Source organism: Paenibacillus sp. N3/727 (genome assembly GCF_022637315.1).
In the GTDB taxonomy this organism is placed as follows: Bacteria; Bacillota; Bacilli; order Paenibacillales; family Paenibacillaceae; genus Paenibacillus_AQ; species Paenibacillus_AQ uliginis.
The window spans coordinates 165,623-190,494 of record NZ_CP093336.1; the positions used below are offsets into that span (position 1 = coordinate 165,623).

Here is a 24,872-nt window from a genome sequence, read left to right on the forward strand (position 1 = left end):
AAAAGCAGCATAGGCTCTCTGTTAATTTATAAATCTTGGGATAGACGCACCATGTCATACAGTCGCATGCCGTTCTCATAAATCTCCTCATCATAATGCCGGATAAAAAAATCGCGGTCGATGCTGGTCATTCGGAAGCCACATTTTTGATACAGTGCCAGTTGGCCGACCCCGGTGCTTCCGGTTCCAACCTCAATTGTGGTGAAGCCGAGCTGACGTGCAGACTGTACGGCGTGGTTGACCAGCTGTTTGCCGATGCCTTGCCCATGAAGAGATTCTTCCACAGCGACATTAACGAGTTCCACGGTATCGGGCCGGGTTGGTAGCAGTACGTACACACCAACAATTTCCTCCTCCCGTTCAGCTACAAAGCATTGTCCACGCTGTATGTATTCCTGAACAAGCTGCTCTGAAGGATCTGCTAATAACAGCAGTTCCATGGGGGGCGATTCGCTTGTTTCCAGTCTGCGTATGGTGATCAAGTCTTACAACTCCTGTCCATTCAAATCGAGAATTAAATAACAGAATTATTTTAACACAAGACGGTGCGAAACAGTCTTGAATAAAAAGGCCAACCCACCGTTAGGTTGATTGTCAGTGGGCTGGAATCACATTAATCGGGCTGCAGCATATATTGTTTACAAGCCTGCTCCGTCAAGGAGCACGGGGATACCACCAATGCTCCTGATAGAGACCAGTCTTAGGGTATTTAATTAGCAACGGCAGGATTTACGTCTTCTGGAGCGTTTTTTTTGGGGTTTTTTCTTCTTGGATTTATTGCCACCAGTCCAGTTGCCCCAAGATTTGTGACCGTGAGATTTGTGACCGTGAGATTCGTGGCCTTGAGATTTGTGACCGTGAGATTTGTGGCCTTGAGATTCGTGGCCTTGAGATTTGTGACCGTGAGATTTGTGGCCTTGAGATTCGTGACCGTGAGATTTATGGCCGTGAGACTTGTGGCCTTGAGATTCGTGACCGTGAGATTCGTGGCCTTGAGATTTGTGGCCGGGAGAGCAGTTGCCATGAGATTGGTTGCCGAGTGAGTGATTTCCTTCCCATCCCTCAGGACCGTCATAATTGACCGTGTCATTGCTTCCTATCCAGCTAGGGTACATGTTAAAAGCCATACCTCATTCTCCCTCCCTGACATATTATTTTAGATAAAGCATGATGACTGAAGGGGAGCGGAATTGCTGAACTTCGGCGTCTGTCCATCACGTCTACCTGTTATATATTTATATGTGTCTAGTACTACGAAGGGACTGGTTCAATATAAGAGAAAGCATAAAACCAACGGACGCCTATCAGTCATAAGGAGGTGGTTTTGTGGGATTGCCGGTCTACCAGGTTTTTATTAACAACAAAGAATTTGAGTTATTAAAAAGTGACATCTGGTCTGACAGCTTTGTTCAGGCACAAATGCTGCACGGGAGAAAACGAGTTCCGATCCGTATACGTTACCGGGGTGGACATACCCGTGAGTATCCCAAAAAATCCTACGAAATCCGCACTTCGCGTAGAACCTATCACTTTAATGCTGAATATGATGATCCTTCAATGATGCGGAATGCCCTTTCTTTCCGTTTTTTCGAATCTATAAATGTGCCGAGTCCGGGGACTAAGCACTGTGTACTTTATATTAATAATAAAAATGCTGGCGTTTATCTGCAGATCGAAGGGGTAAAAACACCCTTTTTCCATCGACGGGCTATTCCGGTGCGTAGCATCATCTATGCTGTCAATGATAATGCAGACTTTACCGATAAGAGATTGTCTAAAAAATCATATTTTTCCGGTTATAGTCTAATTAAAGGTGGGGAGCGAGATCGCGCCAAACTGTCCCAGTTCATTCGTGCTATACATGTCCATGAGGGAGAAGAATTACAACGATATTTGGAGCGTAATCTAGATATTAATAATTTTTTGCGCTGGCTTAGCGGGGCTGTACTTACAGGCAATTATGATGGGTTTAATCAGAACTACACGTTGTTTGAACATCGTACACGTAGGGTGTACCGTATGATACCGTGGGATTACGAAGGAACGTGGGGCAGGAACTGCTATGGTAAGCTGGTGGATTCCAATCTGGTAAAAATTCATGGCTACAACAAGCTGACGGAGAAGGTATTGTCTTACAAGGCCTATCGGCAGCAATACAAAAATCTGCTAACCAATTTGTTGGATACGGTATTTACGGTGCGGCGCCAGCTCCCGATTGTGTACCAGATGTATAATAACATCGCGGATGATGTTTACAAGGATCGTAACCAAAAGTGGAGCGCGAAAGTGTTTGATGGCGAACCGGATACGATTCGTCATTATATCGAAAATAGACGTCAGGATATTTCAGACCAGTTACGGAGGCTGGATTCGTGAATAACGCTGTTATATTTGTATCTTGGCAGAATGAAGAGGCACCGCGGCGTATCAGCTACAGTGCCTCTTTTTGAGTATGTGAGGTGTTATTATTTCACTTCAAAATAGGTGACAATTTCATCAAGCAGTAAGTTGGCTGCTTGATATCCGCCTGCAAGGTTCCATACAACCTCGCTCACCTTATGTACTTCGTTGTTCTTAGCCACATTCAGGCTTTTGAAGAGCGGCTCATTCATCCATTCCTGGCTTGCCTTTTCAGCTTCGGTGGAACCTGGATCGTCCTGAGTGAAATAAAACATCACATCTCCGTCCATGGCTGGAATACGTTCTTTGGTCAATTTCTCAATAAATTCATCTTTATCTTGTTCTTCAGGACGTGCAATGCCCAACTGGTCGAGTAAAACACCACTGAAAGTTTGCTTCATGTAAGTCCGAACATCGCCGGCGGTAAAGCGAACAATGGATACTTTGGTATTGGCTTTATCCCCGAGCTTGGACTTCACTTCTTCCACACGTTTATCAAAATCGGCGATGGCTTTTTCGCCTTCGGCTTTTTTGTTGACGGCGTCTGTATATAATGCAAAGTTGATCTTCCAATCACCGGCTAGGTCTTCGGAGAAAACAGTCGGAGCGATCTGCTTCAGTTGGTCATAAATTTTCTCATGTCTAACTTTGTTTCCAATGATGAGATCAGGCTTCAAGCCTGCAATGAGTTCCACGTTCGGTTGAGTTTCTTCACCAACTACTTCGACGCCTTCCATGTCGGCTTTAATATGGTCGTACCACGGATCGCCGACCCAAGATTGGACTGCACCAACGGGCTTCACACCTACCGTCAGCAATGCTTCAGTTCCTTCATTAGTGAGAATGACAACACGCTCCGGGGTACCTTTGATCGTTTCTTCGCCCATAGCGTGCTGGATCGTACGACTTTCTTCGGTTGCTACAGGTGTGCTTTCTTTCGTTTCACTGGTGGTTGAGGCTGGTGTATCCGCTGTCTTGGATCCGCCGCAAGCGGACAGGACGAGCAGAAAAGCTGACAGGGTCAGCATAAGCAACCACGATTTTTTGCGAAATACAGATGACATAACAGTGATTCTCCCCTTTTTTTAAGTTAACTGGTGATAATGGGAATCATTATCAATGTAAATATAAGTTAGAGAGCAAGATGCTGTCAACAATTAAATGAAAATGATTATCATGATCATTGACAGCATATGGATGCGCCTCTACAATAAAACATGTTACAAAACTACTATAGCTACTTGCCCTATATCTTAACCTGAGGGGGATTACATACGCATGGTCTTGTTTAATAGCAGGACATCGAGAACGCTGGGACTAGTTGCAGGGGTGCTGCTTCTGCTGCTTAGCCTGATTGCCAGCGTTCTCTTCGGACTGCAGCATTTCCAAATCGAAATGGTTGTGGATTCATACATATCTTTTAACGGATCAACAGAGCACATGATTATACGGGACGCGAGAGTGCCTCGGGCACTTGTCGGAGCTGTCGTAGGCGCAAGCCTGGCTGTGGCTGGAGCGGTGATGCAGGCCATCACCCGCAATCCGCTGGCTTCACCGTCGGTGTTTGGTATTAATGCGGGCGCTGTTTTGTTTCTAGTTATCGGCATATCGGCGTTAGGCAGCAGGCTGACGATGGACTCTATGATCTGGATTGCTTTTGTGGGCGCTGCAATAACGTCTCTGGTTGTGTTCGCCTTGGGTTCTCGGGGGGCCAGCGGCTTTGCACCGATCAAGCTGACGCTTGCGGGTGCCGCGATTGCAGCTTTTGCCTCTTCAATAACGTCGGGGATTATTCTGGTGGACAAGAAGTCGCTCGATCAGGCTCTATTCTGGATGATCGGTTCGGTGGTCGACCGGGATATAGGACATTTACTGTCTGTGCTGCCATATGTAATTGTAGGTCTGGCGCTGTCCATGATAATTGCACCTTCGTTAAATGTGACTGCGCTCGGTGATGATATTTCCAAGGGACTGGGGATGTCGCTGTTCATCGTTCGGGCAACGGCTTGTGCTGCGGTCGTTCTGCTCGCCGGTAGTTCGGTTGCGGTTGCAGGCCCGATTGCTTTTGTCGGGATGATCATCCCGCATTTGTGCCGCTCGCTTGTTGGACAAGATCACCGCTGGCTTCTACCGTACTGCGCTGTATCCGGTGCACTTCTGCTTGTGGTAGCTGATCTGGCATCGCGTTTCATCATTATGCCAAAAGAGGTGCCCGTTGGAGTCGCAACGGCGGTGCTTGGCGTTCCGTTCCTCATCTACATCGTTCGGAGGAGGAAATATGCTTAATTCAACTTCTCATATGGGATTTATACGTAAAAAAAGAAACTCGGCAACGGTGATCATACTCGGACTTTTAATCCTACTGATATTGTTAATCAGCATCTCGGCCGGGAGTACGACCATACCGCTCAGTGAAGTGGTGAGCTCGCTCTTCGGTCTTAATGAGGGAGGTAGTTCCCTGATCGTCCTGCAGTTCCGCCTGCCGCGAACGCTGGCTGCACTGCTCGTTGGCGCTGCGCTGGCATTGGCGGGTGGGCTGCTTCAGGGCGTTATCAGGAACCCACTCGCCGCCCCCGATATGCTTGGGGTTACAGGTGGTGCATCGGTAGCTGTAGTGGCTTTTATGACACTTTCAGCCGGAGCTTACAGCATTCACTGGGTCCCGTTAATTGCGGTCGTGGGCGCTTTTATTGCAGGGCTAATTAATTATGTGCTGGCTTGGAGAAAGGGAGTATCTCCGCTGCGCCTTGTCCTGATTGGGGTCGGATTATCGACAGCGCTTGGTGCGTTGACCACGTTTCTTCTTATCAGCGGTCCATCCCATTTGGCTTCCCAGATACTGAACTGGACAACGGGTAGTGTGTACGGAACCGGATGGAAACATATCCTGGCGCTTATGCCTTGGCTTACACTGTTCATCCCGATGTCCTTTCTGTTCTCCCGTTCCCTGAACGCACAGTCGATGGGCGATGAGATCGCCACCGGTCTTGGCATCCGCGTGCAGCGCGACCGATTACTTATTATGCTGTGCAGCATTGCCTTAGCGGGAGCGGCCGTCGGTATCGCAGGTACGTTGTCCTTCATCGGCTTGATAGCACCGCATATGGCTAGACGCCTCGTGGGCAGCGCCCATGGTGTAATGCTTCCCGTCTCGGCTATGGTCGGTGCAATTTTACTGATGCTTGCCGATCTGGCGGGTCGGATGCTGTTCCAGCCGCTGGACATCCCGGCGGGTGTATTCACGGCAGCGATTGGCGCGCCATTTTTCTTGTACCTGTTGTACAAGAGGCTGTAGCGGCGCAGAGAAGGTTAAATAGTAGGGCGTCATATTCCGATGGGAATATGGCGTCTTTTTTGTGGGCAGAAGTAGTGGTGAGTATGAAAGTTTTGGTTATTGTTCTGTACTAGTTTATGCAGCGATATACTGTAGCAGGAATGACGGCGGGTGGGGGAATGTAGCTAGTGGAATAGGTGGTTTTATATGAATGGCACTCCCTTTGGGAAGTGTTATTTTTTTATATTGGGATAATGTGGGTTTGTCGATATAATGTAGAGGGATGTCGGTTTTATATGCATTTAAAAGATTATTTGAAACAAATAAAGGGAATATCTTAAAGTCTACTCAAGAGGACGTCGTATAACATGATATTCACGCTGCGGGCTAACGCCCTGGGTCTGCTGAAGAAGAATCGGTGAAGCGGTTGACAGGCAGACAACCCTGTAAGGCTAAGTCTGGCGACCCGTCGCTAATGCGCCTTAAGCCTCTCAAGTTCGTGAATACCTAGACGTTATCAAAAATTCGGGGGAGACCCTAAAAATAAGGAAAAATAAATGAACAGCATTAAAAGCCTTCTAAGAGATGTAAGAGATAATAATTATAAAGTTCCTAAAGGAACAAAAAGTTCATCCCCGAACCAGTCGGGTATGAACTGAAGAATACCAACAACATATTCACGCTTCGGGCCGACTACATCGACCCTGAATGGCGTTATCCTTTAAATTCCTGAACCCATGCATTGTTATAATAAGCAATGCCGATATGGGTATAACTATTATTCAGTATATTTGCTTTGTGGCCTGGGCTATTCATCCAATCCTTCATAACCTGGGTAGGGGTGGTTTGCCCTTTTGCGATGTTTTCTCCAGCGGAATTGAATGTGATCCCGAATTCCTTCATCATATCGAAGGGGGATCCATGTGTTGGAGAATTATGATCAAAGTAATTGTTGTTGTACATGTCCTGTGCCTTAACCATAGCCATATTAGACAATTCTTCACTCATACTCAAAGAACTTAATCCTGCTTTGGACCTTTCTTGATTTACTAGATCCAGAACCTGCTGCCCAAATTGGGATAAATCCTTATTATCCTTAGTATCATTTATACCTTCCTGTGCTTGTCCTGTTGAACCTGTCGGCTCCTTTTTTTCAGGATTTTTGGTAGGTGCCTGGTTTCCTGCATTTCCAGCCGGTGTTTGAATCAGATCCAACCAATCCGAAGTAATTCCATTTTGTGCTTCTTTTGTTGTAATAGATGATCTCTCTGTCCCAGGCGTAGCTGTTGATGATGCCTGAGTTAGGACAGTGTTTGGCGCAGCAATATGAGCATGAGTTGAAATTCGTGTTTGCTTAGGAGTCACTTGCTTTTGCGTCATATTGTTATGGGCCGAACAGCCTGTCACCAATAACAATACTGCTAATAAGAAAAACTTTACCATTAGCCAACCTCCTTGATCCGTTAATTAATGAAGTTACCGGATTAGGATTTCCTGCAAGCCCTTTACTTATTCCTCATTATGGTTTTCTCCTTATCCACATCAAAGACGATCTATCCTCAACAAAGCGTCGTAAACCAAGTAAGATGGGATCAGCAATTTTATATGCACCGTCTAATGTTGATATAGAATACAATTGTTATGCCACATTGGAATGGATTGTTAATAGTTTAGAAAGTCATACAATGGTATTGAATAATTGCGGAGCTGAAGATATGTACTTAAATATAGGTATCTTCTACAGGGGACAATGCAATATGGCATTTGATCCTGATTTACTAAAAAAATATTAAATCTTAATGTACCAACATCGCATTCTCGCATTGGACTTGCGCCCCTGGTCCGCGGAGGCATTTCGAAGAAGAAGATTCAGTTTTATTTTAATAGTAATATATTCAAATGTATATTTAACTAATAAGAAAGGTGGGAATAAAATGGTTTATGACGACATAAATAAAACGATTACTACTGAGAGGCTATTTTTAAGGTTATTCGAAGAATCGGATGCTGAAACTGTTACCAAACTATGTAATAATTACAATATATATAAAAGTACACTCACACTACCGTATCCATACACAATTGATTGTGCTTTGTCATGGATAGAACATCATATTTATAACTTTAATGCTGATAAGTCATATGAATTTGCTATTTGTGATAGGCAAACAGGGACTTTATATGGTGCGATAGCATTATCTAATAATCAACGTTATGAAAATGGTGAATTAGCTTATTGGATTGGTGAAGAGTTTTGGGGAAATGGATATGTGACAGAAGCTTCCAAAGCAATATTAGACTTTGCTTTTAATGTAAAAAAATATCATAAAGTATATGCGCGACACTTTGCTTCTAATCCAGCATCCGGACGAGTTATACAAAAAGTAGGCATGATAAAAGAAGGTATATTGATTGATCATGTAAAGAAAGAAAATCAATATGAGCATCTTATCTACTATGGAGTTGTGAAAAATAAGCTTGGGTAGTGCTATTTTGTAATGTATTTCCATCAGCTAACAATGCATCTACACAAGATCTGCCCCCGAAAGATCATTTGAAGTAACGAAGATTGAGCAATTACATTTGACTTAAAATGGGGAGTGTTCACCAAATGAAAGAGGATGCACAAGAGTGGGCGATATTTGCCGAGAAAATGGTCCGCTTAGCTGGAAAAAAAATCATTGAATTGCGAAAAGAATCCCGCGTTGAGGTAACTATGAAGAGCGCCGGAGAGCTTGTAACCTCAGCAGACTTAGTCTCTGATCATATAATTCGTGACTCTATTGTTACTACTTACCCTGAACATGGTATTCTTTCGGAAGAAACGGTGGGTGGTTCCCTGACTAAAGATAGGTTTAAAGGTCCACTTTGGATCATTGATCCTTTGGACGGTACCGTAAACTACTCTCGTAATTTCCCTCATTTTGCCATCTCTGCTGCGATTGCAGTAGATAGCGTTGTTTGGGCAGGAGCTGTACATGCGCCAGATCTGGGTGTAACTTATGTAGGGGTTCGAGGTGGTGGCGCTTTTTGTAACGGTGAGCAGCTTCAAGTTCAACCTGTGAATACACTATCGGAATCCGTTGTCGGCACTGGCTTCCCTCATGATAAAAGTAAAGTTCATCTGGCGCTTGAAAGAGTCAATCTCTTAGCTACTCATTGCAGAGATATTCGTCGATTGGCCGCACCGGCAATTGATATTTGTTATGTAGCATCCGGCCGTCTAGACGCACATACAGAAAGTTTAGCTCCATGGGACGTTGCAGCAGCAGGTCTCATCGCTCGTGAAGCAGGGGCAATAATGGGTCATGTCGGAGAAGTCTCTGCCGAAATTCCCGTTGAATTGTACGGAGAAGGAGTCGTGATTGCCAGTCCTGGGATTGTTGAAGAACTTCTCTCGTTATTACGTAACGATTTATAAGTAATTTGAAAGACGAAGTGCTGATCAGCTGGTTCCGAAGAACACCTGACCCTCTTTTTATAGAGTGTGATAGGTGTTCTTTTTGTTAAAATGAAATAATTCAATATAAATGGAGTATGATCGCACTTCGTAGTGATGCAGCAGCATGAAAAAAATGTGAACCTTTTCAGAGGGTCATTTGTTTATATTGCATAACGCTAAGAAAGGAGTGCCTTTCATTGACGGAACGCGAGTTATTCGATTCTTACAACAAGGATGTGTACCGCACGTGCTATTACATGCTTCGGAACGCACAAGATGCCGAAGACCTCTGTCATGACGTATTCGTCACCGTATTTCGTCAGAACTGGAGAAGTGTTGAGCATATACGCGCTTGGATCATGCGTATCACGATGAATCATTGCTTAAACTTACTTAAAAAGAATCAGACCAAACGGGAAAAGCAGAACCAGGTTCAGTGGCTTCATGAGCAGACCACGGCGTTGGTCAAGTCTGTAGACACCATCGTATTAGAGAAAGAGGTAGCAGCCGAATGGGAGAAACTGCTGAATCAGCTTCCGGACAAGCTGATGGCCGTGATTACGCTCCGCTACGTCGGCGAGTTGTCGATGGCGGAAGTCGCCGAAACACTGGAAATACCTGTAGGTACAGTGAAATCGAGGCTTCACAAAGCATTGAAGATCATGCGCAAAAAGCTCAAACAAAATCAAAGCTTTTGGTTGAAGGGAGAGAAGCAATTTGGAACGTATTGAAAAGAATCTGAAAGACCAGATGAAGGCTTCGAATACAGTGTCTTATCCTGATTTTGACCGGATGTGGAGCAGTATCCAGCAGAATGAGCTGAAGGTCGTAGGCAGTGAATCGATACCGCTTCGCCCTCGAAGACGAAAACAAACAGCGATTGTCGTTGGAATATCCGTTGCTCTGATGGCTACACCAGTCTATGCAGCATTAACTTATGATTGGTCCAGCCTCCTTTCGTATAGAGCTGGTATTCAGTCCGCCCTAGAACAGGGCCTTGGCCAAACGATTGAGCAATCCGTTACAAACAACGACATCACATTGACCCTGCATACGGCTTTTACCGATGAGAATCGGACCTTTCTGCTCTATAGCCTGGATCCCGGCTCGTCATGGGATGGAAAACAAGTGAGCTTTGATCATATTGGGCTTAAAGATTATCAGGGAAATCTAATTGATGGGAATTATTCTCATAAATGGAATGCGGAGCTTGGTGTATTCCAAGGCTATTTTGAGACGGAGTGGGTCGTGGATGGCAGCAAGGCCGACGTTGAGTTTACGATGGAGAATATTCGTTTCACCGGCGATGGGAAGCAGATCATCAACTTCGACCCTCATAACCCTAAAACGCAAGTATTCCAGATTCAGAAGGATGGTATAGGCAGTGTGACACTGCAGTCTTTTGATCAGTCCGGGGACAAGATGCTGTTGAGATCGGCCGTTACGTTTACTGATCCTGAGCTTCAACACAGAAGCTGGGTACGGATTCAAGCCACGAATGACAAAAATGAGCCTATTATAGAAGCGGGAACTCCTATCTTCGGAACGCCGGGAGATTCCGGAGAATTCTTGAACCAACAAATATTTAAGTCTGATCAATTACGGGCAAAAGGCACTCAGTTCCAGCTTGGTTATGATCGTACGTTGGGAACAGCCAATGGGACATGGAGCGTAAATATGGCTCTTTCCAAGAAACAATTGGAGAGTGGATCATTTAAGGAAGAATTGAATATCCCTCTGGACCAGGCCCCTGGCGGAACGGAGATCCATGAAATGATTGTCACCCCGACCCAGGTCCGCTTGATTTTGACGCATGAAGAGAAATACACAAGGGTTCCGTATATGAAGTATCAGCTGGATGTAGGCGGTACATTGCTAAACGGCGGTATATGGTATGTACCGGACCAATCCGACAGGACGGAGCTGCGTTTTGAAATGACCGGGCTGGACGCAGCCTCCCTGACCAATAAACCCGTTTCCTTGATCGCGAAACACCGCGTCGATGAGCATGCTGGGGACAAGAATCCGATTCGGCTAACCGGCATATCGGGTGAACATCAAAGCCTAACCACCAACATTGCGGGATATCCAATCACATGGACATACTACATGAAGGAGAATAACCTTTATGTGGAATCCTTTAGCTCCGACCCGGCGTTTGGCGGAGTAAATCAAACCTATTATTTTGACGGCAAGGAGCCGAATTACGGAAAATCAGCTATGATAAGTTTGCTAGGGAATGGAAGCAATAAGGAAATGGACGTGTATGAGAATTTCGACAAGTCAGAGCTTGAGATCTACATCTGGCATTATACAACCGAGAAACCGGAAGATGAGCTGCGCGTTCAGCTTAAGAATGGAAAGTAACATGGTGTTGTTAATTCTAAGAAAGTGCGATAGGAAGATCGCTGCTCCATTAAAAAGAAGCCCGGCAAACTGCCGAGCTTCTTTTGATCTACACTGATTTTTTCAAATAATGAACCCATTCCTCATGCAGCTTTGTTTCTGAACAATGGAAAATCTCCTGAAAACCAGCGAGATTTCGAATCAGTTTATTCAGACTATCGATCCCGTATTCCGAAATAATGAATTCGACGATAGTGTATGACAGCTGAAAACCTTTCATCGTTCCAAAATCCCAAGAATCGTTATTAAATTCATGAAACTACGGCACTTCGCCCCGATGGACTAAATCTGCGATGCTGCTTGTAATGAAGCTTGTTGCCATTTGTTTAGCCTCAAACCCACCAATACCTTGGCGCATCCATTTCGGAGCTGCCGGGTTGATATCGCTGATGAGCCACATGGCATATAAGTGTACGGTTGATTTTAAAATCGATTCATACGTATGCTCAGGTCCCGGGTTCAGCGGTGAAACGATTTTTAAGATGTTCTTCTCCATCGTTCCCATGAACCAGTTAGGCGCGTCCTGTTCACCTACTGCTTGATGGAATGTGGGGAGATCGGGATAGATTTCAATCGTTATTTTTGTGGACGGAACATGTTTATACTTCGTATTAATTCTCTCCACATTTTTCTGAAGCTCGTTAATAGGTCTTGATGCACCTTGTTCTTGCCTTCACTTTGCTTATCGTTTGATTCATTTTTATTTACAATAGATATCATATTCTGAATTGACATAATGGCAATGTCACCCCATTCTTTTAATTCAACTTTTAATTTGTCTAATGTTCGATATAGCCGGTTCTTCACGGCGCTTTCACGCATACCTACAATTTCAGAAATTTCTGCAATGGTACAGTCGACGAAAAAACGTAATAAAATGATCTGATTGTCCAAAGGACTTAATTTTTTCAAAGCAGAACCGATGTCAAATCGAATTTCAACATGCTTCGTAAAATCAAGAGAAATCAGCCGTGATTCATAACCCGTAAGATCCGAGGAACTTTCCAGGGTACGGGATATTCTGCGATATTCATTTTTTAGCGTATTTTGGGCGATCTTAAAAATCCATGTAAATAAACTGGACTCATGATTAAAGGAATGAATATTTCCCATAACCTTGATGAAAACCTGTTGTGTTAGATCTTCAGCAGATGCCTCATTCATTTTGAATGAAAAATATTTGCGAATTTTCTCGTGATACTGATGAAATATGATTTCAAAATTTTCCTTGCCGCCCTGCACTTCCGGAATAACAGGGTGTTGTTTGTCATGAGCTCCTGACATGGTTGAACCTCCTCTTGACCTTACACATCATTAGACACCGGGAAAGCAGAAAAAGCCACGTAAGGATCGATATTTTTTGAAAATGGTTGATAACCTGCAAAATCGACAATGTTCATATGTCACAAGTTCGCTTATACTAGAAGCGGTTGATGAAAGTGTATCCAGACAGGATACATCAATAATATCGGAGGGAAGCCATACCTATGAAAGTTGTTGCAGACCTGACCAAAGAGGATTTTTGGAAGTTTAATAAATACGTCATGTTCAATTTACCAAAGTATAAAATATCCATGATCATCAGTTTGCTGAGCATCCCGATTTCTTGTATTGTGATTTCGAAGCTGCTTGGTTCCAGCTGGGTCTATGCTATTGTTGCCGGTGTGATCATTGGAGGATTAGCGGATGTGTTATTTCTGTACAGAATCAAGGGCAGAACGATGAAATTAGTGAAGGCCCACGATGGAATTTTAGGCGAACATCTGATTGAGATCAATGGCGCGGGGCTGTTTGATTCTACGGCTCGAAGTCAGTCAACATGCTTTTGGGACGGAATTCATGAGTTGAGGCAAGACAAGGAGAATATTTATATTTTCGTAAACAATCTTCAGGCCACGATCGTCCCAAGAAGATCTTTCGCTGATCAGGCAGAGGAAGCGGAGTTTATACAGAATGTGCAGCAGTATGCCAAAAAGCAATTTATTTAATTTTTTAAAATAGAGATGAATGAAAGCTCGGCATGTTGCCGGGCTTTTATTTTTTTGTGAAAACATAGTATACTCACCTTTTTGCAATATATATATTGCAATATGACGTATATTCAGTATAATAAGCTTATTAGGAAATATTAACCAGATCTTGCGGGAGGAACCTGATCATGAAATGGTTCAATAGAAAAAGGGTTGAAGACGAGCGCATCGTCAATATGAAGAACAAGATTTACAAAGAGGTTTACATACTGATCATGAGCATCTGTACAATATCGGTTGTCGTGAAAAGTTTTATGCTAAGCGACTGGAAATCTTCTCTGCTAGAATTGGTCATTGTTATAGCGGGGGGACTGTATTTTGGCATCCGGAGCGTGTTACTGGGCATTTATTCAGACGAGGTTGAGGTACATGACAGCAGAAGTAAGGTCTCTTTTAACACTCGCAATATGCTCTGGGGTATAGGAATCGGCGTCTTTATGGCATTGTTTTTCGGTATTCGAAGTACGGTCTTGTATGGAGATGGAACTTGGACAACAGGAGTATGGTATTTCTTTCTTGTCGCTCTTGTATCGCTGATGATCTATATTCCGCTCTTTGCCGGAGGTATGTTGATTGTTCACCAACTCACCAACAGAACGAGTCAGAAGATATCTCAGAAAGACCAGTTCTATTCTTAAGGGAGGGAACGGGTAATATCGCATGAAAAATATGAAATTGAAGATAGCCCGGGTGGAGAAAGACCTTTCCCAGGAAGACTTGGCACATCTTGTTGGCGTCTCAAGGCAGACGATTGGATTAATTGAATTAGGCAAGTACAATCCGTCACTGAGTTTATGTGTTGCTATATGTAAGGCGCTGTCCAGGACGTTAGATGATTTGTTTTGGGAAGAGGATTAATAGCTTGACCAGGGTCAATTATTGAGGGGATGAATGACACACATGTTAAAAAACAAGACAAAACATATGTTAACCGCATTTATACTAACGGCTTCGGTTATTGGAAGTACGGTGTTCACAGGCAACAGCGCATATGCTGCTGTAGAAGCCGTTCAAGGCAAGGTCACGGAAGTCCGTACATCTAATGAAGCCATTGCCGAATGGGAGTCTTGGACCAAGGATCATGCGTACAAGCTGGAGTCCATCCAGCCGGCTGACAGCAAGGGAGGAGCAGGACAGTTCAAGGACTTGGACATGCTAAAGCCTTTGCTGCATGATAAGCGAATAGTTTTTCTCGGGGAAAGCTCCCATGGTGTGAGGGAATTCAATTTGGCGAAGACACGTCTAATCCAGTTCCTGCACCAGGAGATGGGATACAATGTGCTTGCTTTTGAAAGTGGTCTGGGCAATGCTTCACTAGCTTATGGTAAATCGGGCACCCAGAGCGCTGAACAGACGATGAAGGATTCCATCTTTGGTGTATGGTGGGCGCAAGAGACAATGCCGTTATTCGAATACATAAAAACAACCCAAAAATCAGAACAGCCGCTGGCGCTTACCGGCTTTGATATGCAATTGCAATTTCCCCTTCTGGACGGGGATTGGCTGAAAGACGATAAATTGGTCCAGCGCCTGCAAGAGGCAGAGGAGAAGCTATCCGAATATTCCGCCGGAACGGATCTTAAAGCTTACCAGAAAGAGAAGGCCCAGTTGATCCAAGTGTACAAGGATGTTCTGAAAGCTACGGGATCGGAATCTAGCCAAGCCCTCCTGAAAGAGCTGTACCCTACCAATGATAAGCTGCCAGTTCTTCTGGAGAAAAATCTGAATGATCGGATATCCGTTGCCAAGGAATACGTTGAAATATCCATTAAATCGAATGTTGGTATGCCAGAGGGCGAATACACCTGGTTCCTCAAGTCGATGGAATGGCGAGATAAAGCGATGCTGGACAATCTGATGTGGCTTGCAACAGACGTCTATCCGACAGAGAAATTTATTGTATGGGCGCACAATGATCATATCCGTAAAGCGCAAAGTGAAGTGATGGGTTCACCATATCCTGTTAAGTTAATGGGCGAAATGCTCCCTGATGATATGAAAAAATACAGCTACGTGCTCGGCTTGTACCCTGCAAGTGGCGAAACCGCAGACAACATGGGTAATCCGCATGACGTTCTTCCACTGGCACCCGGATCGGTTGAGTCGATCCTGTCTGCAAGCGGCTCACCTTACACCTTCATTGATTTGCGTTACCGTACCAATGAGCGGGGAAATTCATGGATGTTCGAACCGCGTTACACCTACAGCTGGGGCATGATTCCAGAAAGTCTGGTTGCCCGTGACCAATATGACGGTATTCTGCTTATTGATGACGTGAAACCTCCGCTGTATATGAGATCGACTTCTTCAAAGTCTGTGGAATAGCTATAATAATTTTATAAATTCGCTTATAGAACAAACTAGAACCACTGCTGTGTGAACTGCACCTCAATTGTTAGACACCATCTAACCATTGGAGGTGCAGTTTTTCTATTGTCACGATTACAAACAGTACAAGAATCAATGTTGATATGAAATAAAAAGGCCGCAACGGAACATTTTTTCGTTACGGTGTAAATAAAAACATTTACAGTGTAATGGTATAGGAAATCCTCCGTATTAACATGTGAGATTACTTAGCTAAGTAAATCGAGGAAGGAGGGGTGAACAACAAGTGAAACAGCACGCCTTAGTCTATCCATTTCAGGAAAATGAAAAAACCGAAGCTGTATGCAAAGAGCAGGAACTGGAACTTACGGCTATATTCGAGAGCTATTACAAAAGGGTCTATAACTATATTTATTATCGAATACATTGCCATCACACATCCGAAGATTTGACCAGTCAGGTTTTTAATAAAATTATGTTAAGACTCGATACTTACTCGAAGGAGAAATCCCCTTTTGAAGTATGGTTGTTTGCCATTGTTCGAAATGTGGTAAACGACCATTTTAGAAGCTTGAAAAAACAAAAGCTTTTTTCCCTAGATGCCATTAAATCATTGGTATCGAAAGAAAAAAATCCCGAACAGCTCATTGAAATTACGGATACGAATAACAAGCTGGCAAAAGCTCTACTCGTGTTGAGTATGAGGGAACGGAATTTGGTTGCCCTGAAGTTCGGAGCAGATTTAAAAAATAAGGATATTGCCGAAATTATGGGCATAAGTGAAAGCAACGTCGGGGTGATCCTTTATCGGACGATGAAAAAGTTAAAAAAAGAGATGGAGGAGGAATGAAAATGGATAGAAAACAGCAGGAAGTTCAATTTTTTAACGATATGGATGACTACTTAAATAGAGATAAGCATTCTAATCCAATCGCCTCTGACGAATATAAAGAAATGTTGAAGTTAGGCGAACAATTGGCTAATCAAGACTTCAGTCAGCATAGTAACAAAGAAGCAGTGCTCAGGCAATCCTTAAGAAGGATGGAACCCAATAAAGGCGGGTATAACATGAAAAAAAATAATAAAATAAAAAAATTCACTTTAATCGCCGCTTCAATCAGTATTCTTTTCTTTGGTACGATTACTCTGGTACAGCCCTCATTCGCTGAAACGATCGTGAACAGGATTATCCAGACCTTTTCGGCGGGGCAATTGCAAGGGACACAAAGCGAAAGCCCTGAGATGATAGCTGTTCCCGAAGAGCTAAAAGGCAAACTATATGATAAGGATGGCCATATTATCGAAGTCCTTACAAACAATCAACATGAGATGTATACAGCAGACGGGGAGAAAATCGCAGGAATTTCAGAAGATAATGAAATCATAACTGAATCCGAAAAGGCAAAGCTGAATCGTGAAGATGATCAATACTTTGTTGTTACGGATTCGGGCGAACTAAATAAGTATGCTGGCTTTGATGTTATTCTGCCTAGTTACTTACCTGAAGGATATACATTTGATCAAGCAAAATTTATCACAGATGAACAAGGAAACGTTATTGATCAATATCTCTTCATTTCGTTTACGAATCAGCATTCAGGAAAATCATTTACTATAAGTCAAATGTTAGGGATAAAAGAAAATGCCTATGAAATTGGAACATTCGAGGAGATGGAACAAGTACAGGTTAATGGAATCGATGCGATTTTAACGGGTGACAGAAATCTGGACTGGGAATATAATAATGTTTTTTACGGAATACATGGAAAAGAAGCGATTTCAAGTAGTGAGATCATAAAAATTGCGGAATCCATTCGCTAATGTTAAGCTTACCCTGGGACCTGCGCATATGCGTGGGTTCTTTGTTGTATACGGCCGCTACCACCTACTGCTTAGGGAATTTTTAAACTTTTTTTAAACTGAGACTTATCTTCTTTTAACCTTCGGGGTCTACAATAAATGTATATCAAAAAGTGGGGGCGGGTGATCAACGTGCTGGATTATTATTTGTTTCCGATTTCGTATGCGTTTTTGACCTTTCCTATAGCTGCTATGCTGTGTGCCATTCCAATCCTTGTGCTGCAGTACCGGAAGCACGGTTATTTTAATAAATTTCGTGGAGTTCTGTTGTACTTGTTTTTACTTTATCTGATGAACGCATTGTATCTTGTTATTTTGCCTATGCCGGCTTCGAGACACAACGCGCCTATGTCGTCTTATGCGCAGTTGATTCCTTTCAACTTTATTCGAGATATTTTGGCGGAGACACGGGTTGTATGGTCTGATCCATCCACGTATGTTCGGCTAATAAAGGAAAGAGCTTTTTTACAGGTGGTTTTTAATATTGCGCTGGTCGTGCCGTTCGGCATGTTTATGCGTTACTATTTACGGAAGAGCTGGTTGACGTGTCTGGTAGCTTCATTGGGGTTATCGTTGTTTTTTGAAGTAACGCAGGTGACCGGGATCTACGGCTTTTATGATTACCCTTACCGGTTGTTTGATGTGGATGATCTGTTTTTGAACACACTCGGCGGCATGATCGGCTTTGTAATGGCTCGCTGGGCTTCTTCGCATCTGCCGCGGTTGGACCGACTAGATGCGGAAGTGGACCTGTCGCAAAAACGCGTCAGCTATACTCGCCGGTCGATTGCATTCATGATGGACTGGATCGTGATGGTTCCTGTCTTGCTTCTGCTGAATGTATTAAATGTTCCTCTGGCCTATTTTCTCGCAACATCCGTATATTTCATTCTTATTCCTTACCTGAACGGGGGCCGAACCCTTGGTAAATCATTTGTTCGTATTCGTATAACTGGTGCTGGGGGACATTTGCGATTGCGTGAAATCGCGATCCGGTATGGGCTGCTATATCTAGTGTTTGGTGGCGTACATGTGCTATATACGAGTTTGTATTTTCCTGGCATCTTACGGCCTATGTATTTTGTTGGACTATTTCTAATGGATGCTTGTGTCTTTGTGCATGTGCTAGTGTGCCTGTTTGGACGCAAGCAGCGGTTGCTTCATGAACAGAAAAGCGGAACAGATCATGCCATCACGTGATAAGTAACCAATCCGGCATATATCTTCCTTGGAAATTTCAATATTGTGGACATCTAAATTGTTTTATTTGTTACAATATGGAAGAGTGAAGGGGGAGGAGATGATCAACTGAAGATCAAGATCATGTATATCTCAGCTGTTGTACTGGGGCTTCTGCTGCTGTCCTTTCATCATTTGGGTTATTCGCTTGGCGATGATCTATTTAGATGGATTGGGATTTCTCCTTGGACAGATGGGAAAAGTAGGGGCCTGCACCTGCCGGTTTTATTTGGTTTTCTACTGTTGATCTTTGGTGTTGTCGGTGTGTCGAGAATTTATCAATCTCGCTATCCTAAAATCATGAGTCGGCTTATTATCGGCTGTGTCGCGTTTATAATGATCTTTCCGTTCATAACAGAGAATCTTTTCTTTTTAACCAAATTCAATTCAACTGGTGTATCTTCTGTAGCCTTTTCTAAAAAAGACAGTCAGTGTAACTACAGAATGGAAGAAGACAGAACAGTCAAAATAGAGTGCCAGCTTAACCTGTACAATTACGGTAAAGAGCAAATGATCACTATTCGTCCACTGCTTGATGATGAGTTCATGCAGTTTGAAATTGAGCCCCAGGCGATTTCGCTAACCCCGCATACCCAGAGTAATCAGTCGGTGGATTTTTATGGAAAAATAATGAATAGAGATATATCTAGCGCTGGAGGATGGCAGAACGGCATCGGTGTGGAAATCGAAAAAGATGGGGTCAAGAAAAGGTTTGAATAAGGAGAAATGGATAATGGATCTAAACGTTAACAAGTGGTTGATCTTACATCTCTGTTCAAACATCATTCTTTTATTTCTTTCGGTAGGCTTATTTGCTATGCATCACGCTCGTTACACACCTTCGGGATTCGGTTTTTTATATTTCATCGCCATATTATGTTGCTTAGGATTCGTTGTGATGATCCTTACGGATCTTGTAACATCTGCAACGAGACAAATTCACGGACAAATCGTCCACAAACAAGGAAGAACGATCCATGTAAGTAGGAATGACGGAAAGTTGAAGAAGTACAGGGTTCTGGTGCCTGAGGTACTTCAGAAGCTTGAACAAGGGCAATTCGTTAATATTTCGTTGACGAAACTGGCCCATATTCCAAGTTCCATCACCATCGTAGACACTCCGGGTGAGAATGAAAGCAGCTTCCTCCAGGCCCGGTAGATGAAATGATTCCAATCCTCCGTTTTGTAAAAATACCACTTTTGGCATTGATGGTGTTCTTTCTGTGTATATCCACTGTGTCCGCAAGCTGGGCTTATGACTTTGTTGTAAACGAGGGCAGGTTGTATATCCTCACGGAGGGAGCTGTGGAAGAGACACTGATTGGGGAGGTCGTGGGTGAAGTCACTTACTACTCCTCGCAACAGCGATGATACGATTCAGCCCAAACAGCATCTTGAGCTAGCGGCGGATAACGAAATTAATGATAACAGCGTAATTGTGTTAACTGTTCTTTTGGCAGCTTTTGTTGGCTTGATAATTGTTATTGCCGCTGCTGTGATAAACAATCGGAGGATATAGCAAGAGCGGGGGCCCAAAGTTGCCGTTAGTCCATTTCTAAGTTAAGGTGGAATTAGGGATGCCTCTTGTAAAGAAAGACTGCAACCTGATTGTAGACGGAATGAAATTACCGGAGGAAATTGCAGAGCAAATTCATTGCGAATATACATAAATAGAGGAGTAAACCGTTATGAAACCAATCCGAAATTCGGCCAAGGCGGTCATCATACAGAACGAACGAATTCTTTTGACAAAAAACGTAGATCAGGACGGTATTTTCTATTTGTTTCCCGGTGGCGGGCAAGAGAAATATGAGGAGCTGAAGGACGCGGTTGTCAGAGAATGTATTGAAGAAATCGGATGCAGCGTAAAGGTGAAGGATATTCTGTTTATCCGGGAATACATAGGCAAGAACCATCAGTTTGCGGAATGGGATGCGGATATTCATCAGGTGGAGTTTTATTTTGAATGTGAAATGGAGACCAAGGACGAGGTGTTTAACGGCCATAACCCGGATGATGCCCAGATCGGTGTGGAATGGATCGAGCTTGCCCGCATGAACGAAATTCGGGTCTATCCGGATGCGCTGGTGAAGCCGCTCATGGAGGGGATCTCAACACCACGATACATCGGAGACTCCAATTAGGTGATTGCCATTAAACGCTATAACGGAACGAGAAAGGACTCTGACATATGCAGAATACACGATGGATAAAATGGGTTGTTTGGCTTATAGCTGGACTTCTTGCAGCTAACATCCTCACGCTGTACCTGCTCTACTCCCAGAATAATAAGGTTTCCAGTGCAAGCGCGGGTCCAACGGAGATGTATGTGCTGGAGGGGGAGGATTCCGGTGATGCAGCATGGAAAATAGAAAACTATAAAATCATTAAGTCATCTAACGCGTCGATATGGAGAGGCTCCGGGCAGCTGACGTATCTCGGTAATGAAGAGGATGTTGAAGATATCTCTTACGTTGCTTATACATTTTACGAACAGCAAGATGGACACAGTATCGGTGTCCTTGCAAGCGCTCATACTGCTGAAGGCGGCTCGGCTATCCAGAAGGTTACGGACGTTGGCTCCATTTCCGGAGATGCATCCATACCTGAACAGCTGTCGACCCGTGAAGATATCGAGCTATCTTACCTGGAGATCGAGTGGAAGGATCATCTGGGAAAGATGAACAAAGAAAAGATCGAGCTAATGGTAAAAGAATACGTTGCCTTTTAAGTACTGACAAGTTGAGCGGTTTTTAAATAAGGAGGACACGCATGATGGTCCAGTGGGAATATAGAACGGTGAAGTATCAGACCGGCGGTTTTTTGGGCGGAAAAGTGAATGAGGAAGAACTGGACGAACTGCTGAACAAGCACGGGTATGAAGGTTGGGAGCTGGTATCGTGTTTTGATACGAGCCAAACACAGGGACAGTCGAGGGATGTTGTTATGGTGTTTAAGCGACAAGCCTATGTTGGAGGCTGAAGCTAAAAGCTAAGGAGGGAATCCCATGATTATTCGGGAATCTGAAGAGGCTTTTGTGATGACAACGCAGGATGACCATGCACATTTTTCGGAAGAAGTGGCTCGGGGATTCCGGGAGGAATGGTTTCTGGACGGAAAGTACAAGGATGATTGTCTGCTGGCTATCCAGGAGCATGATCGGAGCTGGATCCGGTTGGATGCCATGCCAATATGGAATGACCGTAGTAACGTGCCGTTTTCATTCATAGATTACCCTGTGTTGCCTAAGCTGGTCTTGTATCAAATAGGAGTGGACGAAACCGAGGAGATGAGCCGTTACGCGGCAATGCTCTGCAGCATGCATTATGCGTCATTTTTTCAATCGGATCAGGATTCCAGACAGGAAGCAGAGCTTGCATTCTATCAGCGTGAGCTGGCGCGGCAGGAACGACTGAAAGAGAAGCTGAACTATCCAGATGAGCAGACCATCGCAAGGCATTTCCAGCTGTTGCAGCTATGTGATGATATATCCTTATACGTCTGCATGAACCCGGAAGGAGTCTCTAAAGAGGAGGAGCACCCCTGGTTCAGAGAGGGTTTCAGCAGCTTGGTAGACGGTCAAAAGTTTTCAGCCGCGTGGATCAGCGATCATGAAGTTCGCTTAACTCCTCAACTTTTCGCGCAAGAATGGACGGCTGTGTTACGGAACAAGCATGTTCCGAAAAAGCGGATTAAAGAAGTCGGAGTCCATGAAGCTTATCAGGAGAGCGGTTGGACAGAGCTTAAGGTTACTTTTGTATGAGTTAGTCATGTGGAAGCCACGCGGACAAGGAGGATGGGATGACGGCGTACCGGGGATCGGACCATTATGATCAGGAAGCTTTTTTGGAAAGTTACTTGCAGCGAAGAAGCTGGAGCGAGAATGCTAATGATACGCTGGAGAAGCCGATTATTTATGAAATGATGGGCGATGTACGGCGGAAGTCGATTCTGGACTTGGGCTGCGGTACAGCTACTTATGGCAGTGAGTTGCTTGAGTTGGGTGCGTCACAATATACCGGGCTGGAAGGCTCCATTAACATGGTGGAGCATGCACGGAAGACACTCGATTCTATGTCGAACGGATGCGTGATCCATCTGGCTTTGGAAGATTGGAAGGCACCGGAAGCTGCATATGATCTGGTCGTCTCGCGGCTCGTCATTCATTATGTTGAAGACATCGATGCGCTGTTCAGCCATGTATATACTTCACTGAAGGCCGGCGGGAGCTTTGTGTTCTCCGTAGAGCATCCGGTTATGACATCGTCCTATGGACTGCCGAAACCGGCAGGACAGAAGCAGGATTGGACGATCGACAATTACTTTGTCGCGGGTGGACGCGAACAGGAGTGGCTGGGCCGAACGGTGAAGAAGTTCCATCGAACGGTAGAAGATTATTTTTCAGCGCTGCAGAGAGCAGGGTTCGTGGTGGAACAAATCAGGGAATCACGGCCGGATGAGCGGCATTTCAGTAATCGGGAAACGTATGAACGGAGACTAAGAATTCCGTTGTTCTTTATGATGAAAGGCTATAAAAAGGAGGGCTCATGATGAAACTTGCAGAAGCGTTGGTATTGCGCGCTGACTGTCAGCGCAGGATCGCGCAGTTGAAGCAGCGGCTGGATAGAGTGGTAAAGGTGCAGGAGGGAGAACAGCCAGTTGAGAATCCCACCGAGCTTTTTGTTGAACTCGACCGGACGATGGAAGAATTGTCTAGTTGGATTAAGAAGATCAACAAGACCAATTCACATACCGTGTTCGCTGACGGGAAGAACCTTGCGGATGTTCTCGTAGAGCGGGACAGCATGATGCAAAAGCGAAAAATTTTGGACGAACTGCTGGAAACGGCGTCCATCCGTCAAGAGCGTTATTCGCGGTCAGAGGTGAAGTTCCTTACGGTCATTGAGGTGCCAACCCTTCAAAAACAAATGGATGAGCTGGCTAAGAACTACCGTGAGCTTGATTTCCGCATACAAGAGAAGAACTGGACCATTGATCTAATTGAGGATGTACCGAAGTAACAACCAATCTTAACGATATAACCAAATAAGCATGAGCGTGTAGAGCAGGTAACTCTTGTTCCTTAAAGGTGAGCACAAACCCCTCCAACGGGTGAGGTTGGAAAGATCCAGATGCAGGGCCATATCTGAAATGTTATAAATTAGCCCAGAATTGTTACAGATGCGAGCCATCATGTACAGTGTATTTTTTTAATGTAACTACCACGTGCTGATTTAAGGTTCAGGGTGAGGGTGGGCAAGGGGAACTACACGGCTTTTGTAGGTTAGATTTCGTTGATAGGTGATAGTGATTATTAGAGTAGGAGCGAAAATATGGAACATCCTCTCGAAAAGATTTTAAAGGCATGTGATGATCATAGCGGTAAGTTTCCTAATAGAGAAATTCATCTAGTTCTAGAAGATGGTCATCAAACAGAAGGTGTTATTCATTGGAATCCACCCGCAAATGAGGAAGAGATCACCAATCTTTTTCAAAGTAAGGGATGGTTCCTACCTGATGACTTGCGGCAATTGTATCTGACGCATAATGGAGGAGTGCTCTTCCAACATCCGTATTATGGAGGTGGGACTGAGATACTCAGTTTAGATAAAATATTGAAAATCCATGAGGAAATTATTAATATCCCGGACGAATGGTATCCGATCGCATGGACCGATGTAGTCATTGGCAGCATTTGCATTGATTCGAAAAGATGTGAGCAAAACAATTATCCATATCTGTTTTTTCTAGATGCCATGGATTCCCCAGAGGAAGCGATATCAATACATACAGATTTCACAACTTGGCTGGATCGATTGATCGTATGCCAAGGATCAGAGTATTGGACATGGGAAAAATATAATAAATTCAAGTTTAAATGACCTATTTCTGT

At 44.0% G+C, this 24,872-nt stretch carries 31 protein-coding genes; 24 read left to right on the forward strand and 7 right to left on the reverse strand.

Annotated features, from left to right (window positions below; genetic code table 11):
• Nucleotides 1–26 precede the first annotated feature (26 nt).
• Together MNQ98_RS00835 and MNQ98_RS00840 are read right to left on the reverse strand one after the other, a co-directional pair.
• The gene (locus MNQ98_RS00835) at nucleotides 27–479 is read right to left on the reverse strand and encodes a GNAT family N-acetyltransferase (protein ID WP_241933808.1); all 453 of its coding nucleotides are present in this window, start codon (nucleotides 477–479) and stop codon (nucleotides 27–29) included.
• A 230-nt stretch (nucleotides 480–709) separates the two neighbouring features.
• Entirely contained in the window at nucleotides 710–1,090 is a 381-nt protein-coding gene (locus tag MNQ98_RS00840; protein WP_241931469.1) for a pentapeptide repeat-containing protein, read from the reverse strand.
• A 236-nt stretch (nucleotides 1,091–1,326) separates the two neighbouring features.
• Between MNQ98_RS00840 and MNQ98_RS00845 the strand changes: the two genes are divergently transcribed.
• On the forward strand, nucleotides 1,327–2,376 hold the full coding sequence (locus tag MNQ98_RS00845) for a CotH kinase family protein (RefSeq protein WP_241931470.1): 1,050 nt from the start codon (nucleotides 1,327–1,329) through the stop codon (nucleotides 2,374–2,376).
• Between the two features lie 89 nt (nucleotides 2,377–2,465).
• On the opposite strand, the gene MNQ98_RS00850 is transcribed toward MNQ98_RS00845, so the two are convergent.
• Complete coding sequence (locus tag MNQ98_RS00850; protein WP_241931471.1) at nucleotides 2,466–3,464, reverse strand: ABC transporter substrate-binding protein; 999 nt, start codon at nucleotides 3,462–3,464, stop codon at nucleotides 2,466–2,468.
• Between the two features lie 214 nt (nucleotides 3,465–3,678).
• Here MNQ98_RS00850 and MNQ98_RS00855 point away from each other — a divergent pair, with 214 nt between their 5' ends.
• Together MNQ98_RS00855 and MNQ98_RS00860 are read left to right on the forward strand one after the other, a co-directional pair.
• Nucleotides 3,679–4,686, forward strand: a complete 1,008-nt coding sequence (locus MNQ98_RS00855) for a FecCD family ABC transporter permease (protein ID WP_241931472.1) — start codon at nucleotides 3,679–3,681, stop codon at nucleotides 4,684–4,686.
• Nucleotides 4,679–5,695 carry a FecCD family ABC transporter permease gene (locus tag MNQ98_RS00860; protein WP_241931473.1) on the forward strand — a complete coding sequence of 339 codons (1,017 nt, stop codon included), beginning with the start codon at nucleotides 4,679–4,681 and terminating at the stop codon, nucleotides 5,693–5,695. The genes MNQ98_RS00855 and MNQ98_RS00860 overlap by 8 nt, the downstream gene beginning before the upstream one ends.
• A 693-nt stretch (nucleotides 5,696–6,388) precedes the next feature.
• Here the strand turns inward: MNQ98_RS00860 and MNQ98_RS00865 are convergent.
• Nucleotides 6,389–7,117 (reverse strand): CAP domain-containing protein, encoded by a 729-nt coding sequence (locus MNQ98_RS00865; protein ID WP_241931474.1) that lies wholly within the window; start codon nucleotides 7,115–7,117, stop codon nucleotides 6,389–6,391.
• A gap of 491 nt (nucleotides 7,118–7,608) precedes the next feature.
• Here MNQ98_RS00865 and MNQ98_RS00870 point away from each other — a divergent pair, with 491 nt between their 5' ends.
• The 4 genes from MNQ98_RS00870 (at nucleotide 7,609) to MNQ98_RS00885 (ending at nucleotide 11,483) form a co-directional block, all read left to right on the forward strand.
• Nucleotides 7,609–8,160 (forward strand): GNAT family N-acetyltransferase, encoded by a 552-nt coding sequence (locus tag MNQ98_RS00870; RefSeq protein ID WP_241931475.1) that lies wholly within the window; start codon nucleotides 7,609–7,611, stop codon nucleotides 8,158–8,160.
• Nucleotides 8,161–8,285: 125 nt separating this feature from the next.
• The gene (locus tag MNQ98_RS00875) at nucleotides 8,286–9,095 is read left to right on the forward strand and encodes an inositol monophosphatase family protein (RefSeq protein WP_241931476.1); all 810 of its coding nucleotides are present in this window, start codon (nucleotides 8,286–8,288) and stop codon (nucleotides 9,093–9,095) included.
• A gap of 218 nt (nucleotides 9,096–9,313) precedes the next feature.
• Nucleotides 9,314–9,847 (forward strand): RNA polymerase sigma factor, encoded by a 534-nt coding sequence (locus tag MNQ98_RS00880; protein WP_241931477.1) that lies wholly within the window; start codon nucleotides 9,314–9,316, stop codon nucleotides 9,845–9,847.
• Complete coding sequence (locus MNQ98_RS00885) at nucleotides 9,834–11,483, forward strand: DUF4179 domain-containing protein (protein ID WP_241931478.1); 1,650 nt, start codon at nucleotides 9,834–9,836, stop codon at nucleotides 11,481–11,483. The genes MNQ98_RS00880 and MNQ98_RS00885 overlap by 14 nt, the downstream gene beginning before the upstream one ends.
• Before the next feature lie 88 nt (nucleotides 11,484–11,571).
• Here MNQ98_RS00885 and MNQ98_RS00890 read toward each other — a convergent pair whose 3' ends face one another.
• From MNQ98_RS00890 to MNQ98_RS00900, 3 genes are read right to left on the reverse strand one after another with little or no spacing between them, the layout of a single operon-like run.
• Nucleotides 11,572–11,742, reverse strand: coding sequence for a hypothetical protein (locus MNQ98_RS00890; protein ID WP_241931479.1), 171 nt, complete (start codon nucleotides 11,740–11,742; stop codon nucleotides 11,572–11,574).
• A 39-nt stretch (nucleotides 11,743–11,781) separates the two neighbouring features.
• The gene (locus MNQ98_RS00895; RefSeq protein ID WP_241931480.1) at nucleotides 11,782–12,147 is read right to left on the reverse strand and encodes a hypothetical protein; all 366 of its coding nucleotides are present in this window, start codon (nucleotides 12,145–12,147) and stop codon (nucleotides 11,782–11,784) included.
• Nucleotides 12,099–12,806: an RNA polymerase sigma factor gene (locus MNQ98_RS00900; RefSeq protein ID WP_241931481.1), complete on the reverse strand. Its 708-nt coding sequence runs from the start codon at nucleotides 12,804–12,806 to the stop codon at nucleotides 12,099–12,101. The genes MNQ98_RS00895 and MNQ98_RS00900 overlap by 49 nt, the downstream gene beginning before the upstream one ends.
• A 203-nt stretch (nucleotides 12,807–13,009) precedes the next feature.
• Here MNQ98_RS00900 and MNQ98_RS00905 point away from each other — a divergent pair, with 203 nt between their 5' ends.
• From MNQ98_RS00905 to MNQ98_RS00985, 17 genes are all read left to right on the forward strand, one after another.
• Nucleotides 13,010–13,510, forward strand: a complete 501-nt coding sequence (locus MNQ98_RS00905) for a YcxB family protein (protein ID WP_241931482.1) — start codon at nucleotides 13,010–13,012, stop codon at nucleotides 13,508–13,510.
• Nucleotides 13,511–13,680: 170 nt separating this feature from the next.
• On the forward strand, nucleotides 13,681–14,190 hold the full coding sequence (locus MNQ98_RS00910) for a DUF6773 family protein (RefSeq protein ID WP_241931483.1): 510 nt from the start codon (nucleotides 13,681–13,683) through the stop codon (nucleotides 14,188–14,190).
• 22 nt (nucleotides 14,191–14,212) lie between these two features.
• Nucleotides 14,213–14,410: a helix-turn-helix transcriptional regulator gene (locus MNQ98_RS00915; protein ID WP_208916538.1), complete on the forward strand. Its 198-nt coding sequence runs from the start codon at nucleotides 14,213–14,215 to the stop codon at nucleotides 14,408–14,410.
• A gap of 42 nt (nucleotides 14,411–14,452) precedes the next feature.
• Complete coding sequence (locus MNQ98_RS00920) at nucleotides 14,453–15,877, forward strand: erythromycin esterase family protein (protein ID WP_241931484.1); 1,425 nt, start codon at nucleotides 14,453–14,455, stop codon at nucleotides 15,875–15,877.
• A gap of 289 nt (nucleotides 15,878–16,166) precedes the next feature.
• Nucleotides 16,167–16,730 carry a sigma-70 family RNA polymerase sigma factor gene (locus tag MNQ98_RS00925; protein WP_208916534.1) on the forward strand — a complete coding sequence of 188 codons (564 nt, stop codon included), beginning with the start codon at nucleotides 16,167–16,169 and terminating at the stop codon, nucleotides 16,728–16,730.
• 2 nt (nucleotides 16,731–16,732) lie between these two features.
• Nucleotides 16,733–17,701 (forward strand): DUF4367 domain-containing protein, encoded by a 969-nt coding sequence (locus MNQ98_RS00930; protein WP_241931485.1) that lies wholly within the window; start codon nucleotides 16,733–16,735, stop codon nucleotides 17,699–17,701.
• A 171-nt stretch (nucleotides 17,702–17,872) separates the two neighbouring features.
• Complete coding sequence (locus MNQ98_RS00935) at nucleotides 17,873–18,940, forward strand: VanZ family protein (protein WP_241933809.1); 1,068 nt, start codon at nucleotides 17,873–17,875, stop codon at nucleotides 18,938–18,940.
• A gap of 123 nt (nucleotides 18,941–19,063) precedes the next feature.
• Nucleotides 19,064–19,699: a hypothetical protein gene (locus tag MNQ98_RS00940; RefSeq protein WP_241931486.1), complete on the forward strand. Its 636-nt coding sequence runs from the start codon at nucleotides 19,064–19,066 to the stop codon at nucleotides 19,697–19,699.
• Nucleotides 19,700–19,712: 13 nt separating this feature from the next.
• Nucleotides 19,713–20,138, forward strand: a complete 426-nt coding sequence (locus tag MNQ98_RS00945; protein WP_241931487.1) for a hypothetical protein — start codon at nucleotides 19,713–19,715, stop codon at nucleotides 20,136–20,138.
• A 177-nt stretch (nucleotides 20,139–20,315) separates the two neighbouring features.
• The gene (locus tag MNQ98_RS00950; RefSeq protein WP_241931488.1) at nucleotides 20,316–20,498 is read left to right on the forward strand and encodes a hypothetical protein; all 183 of its coding nucleotides are present in this window, start codon (nucleotides 20,316–20,318) and stop codon (nucleotides 20,496–20,498) included.
• 169 nt (nucleotides 20,499–20,667) lie between these two features.
• Entirely contained in the window at nucleotides 20,668–21,123 is a 456-nt protein-coding gene (locus tag MNQ98_RS00955; protein WP_241931489.1) for an NUDIX domain-containing protein, read from the forward strand.
• 47 nt (nucleotides 21,124–21,170) lie between these two features.
• Nucleotides 21,171–21,710, forward strand: coding sequence for a hypothetical protein (locus MNQ98_RS00960; protein ID WP_241931490.1), 540 nt, complete (start codon nucleotides 21,171–21,173; stop codon nucleotides 21,708–21,710).
• A 41-nt stretch (nucleotides 21,711–21,751) separates the two neighbouring features.
• Complete coding sequence (locus MNQ98_RS00965) at nucleotides 21,752–21,961, forward strand: DUF4177 domain-containing protein (RefSeq protein ID WP_342193425.1); 210 nt, start codon at nucleotides 21,752–21,754, stop codon at nucleotides 21,959–21,961.
• 25 nt (nucleotides 21,962–21,986) lie between these two features.
• Nucleotides 21,987–22,742 (forward strand): DUF3891 family protein, encoded by a 756-nt coding sequence (locus MNQ98_RS00970; protein ID WP_241931491.1) that lies wholly within the window; start codon nucleotides 21,987–21,989, stop codon nucleotides 22,740–22,742.
• A 38-nt stretch (nucleotides 22,743–22,780) separates the two neighbouring features.
• The gene (locus MNQ98_RS00975) at nucleotides 22,781–23,530 is read left to right on the forward strand and encodes a class I SAM-dependent DNA methyltransferase (RefSeq protein ID WP_241931492.1); all 750 of its coding nucleotides are present in this window, start codon (nucleotides 22,781–22,783) and stop codon (nucleotides 23,528–23,530) included.
• Nucleotides 23,527–24,000 carry a DIP1984 family protein gene (locus tag MNQ98_RS00980; protein ID WP_241931493.1) on the forward strand — a complete coding sequence of 158 codons (474 nt, stop codon included), beginning with the start codon at nucleotides 23,527–23,529 and terminating at the stop codon, nucleotides 23,998–24,000. Before MNQ98_RS00975 ends, MNQ98_RS00980 begins: the two co-directional genes overlap by 4 nt.
• Nucleotides 24,001–24,312: 312 nt before the next feature.
• Nucleotides 24,313–24,861: an SMI1/KNR4 family protein gene (locus MNQ98_RS00985; RefSeq protein WP_241931494.1), complete on the forward strand. Its 549-nt coding sequence runs from the start codon at nucleotides 24,313–24,315 to the stop codon at nucleotides 24,859–24,861.
• The last annotated feature ends 11 nt before the right edge of the window (nucleotides 24,862–24,872 follow it).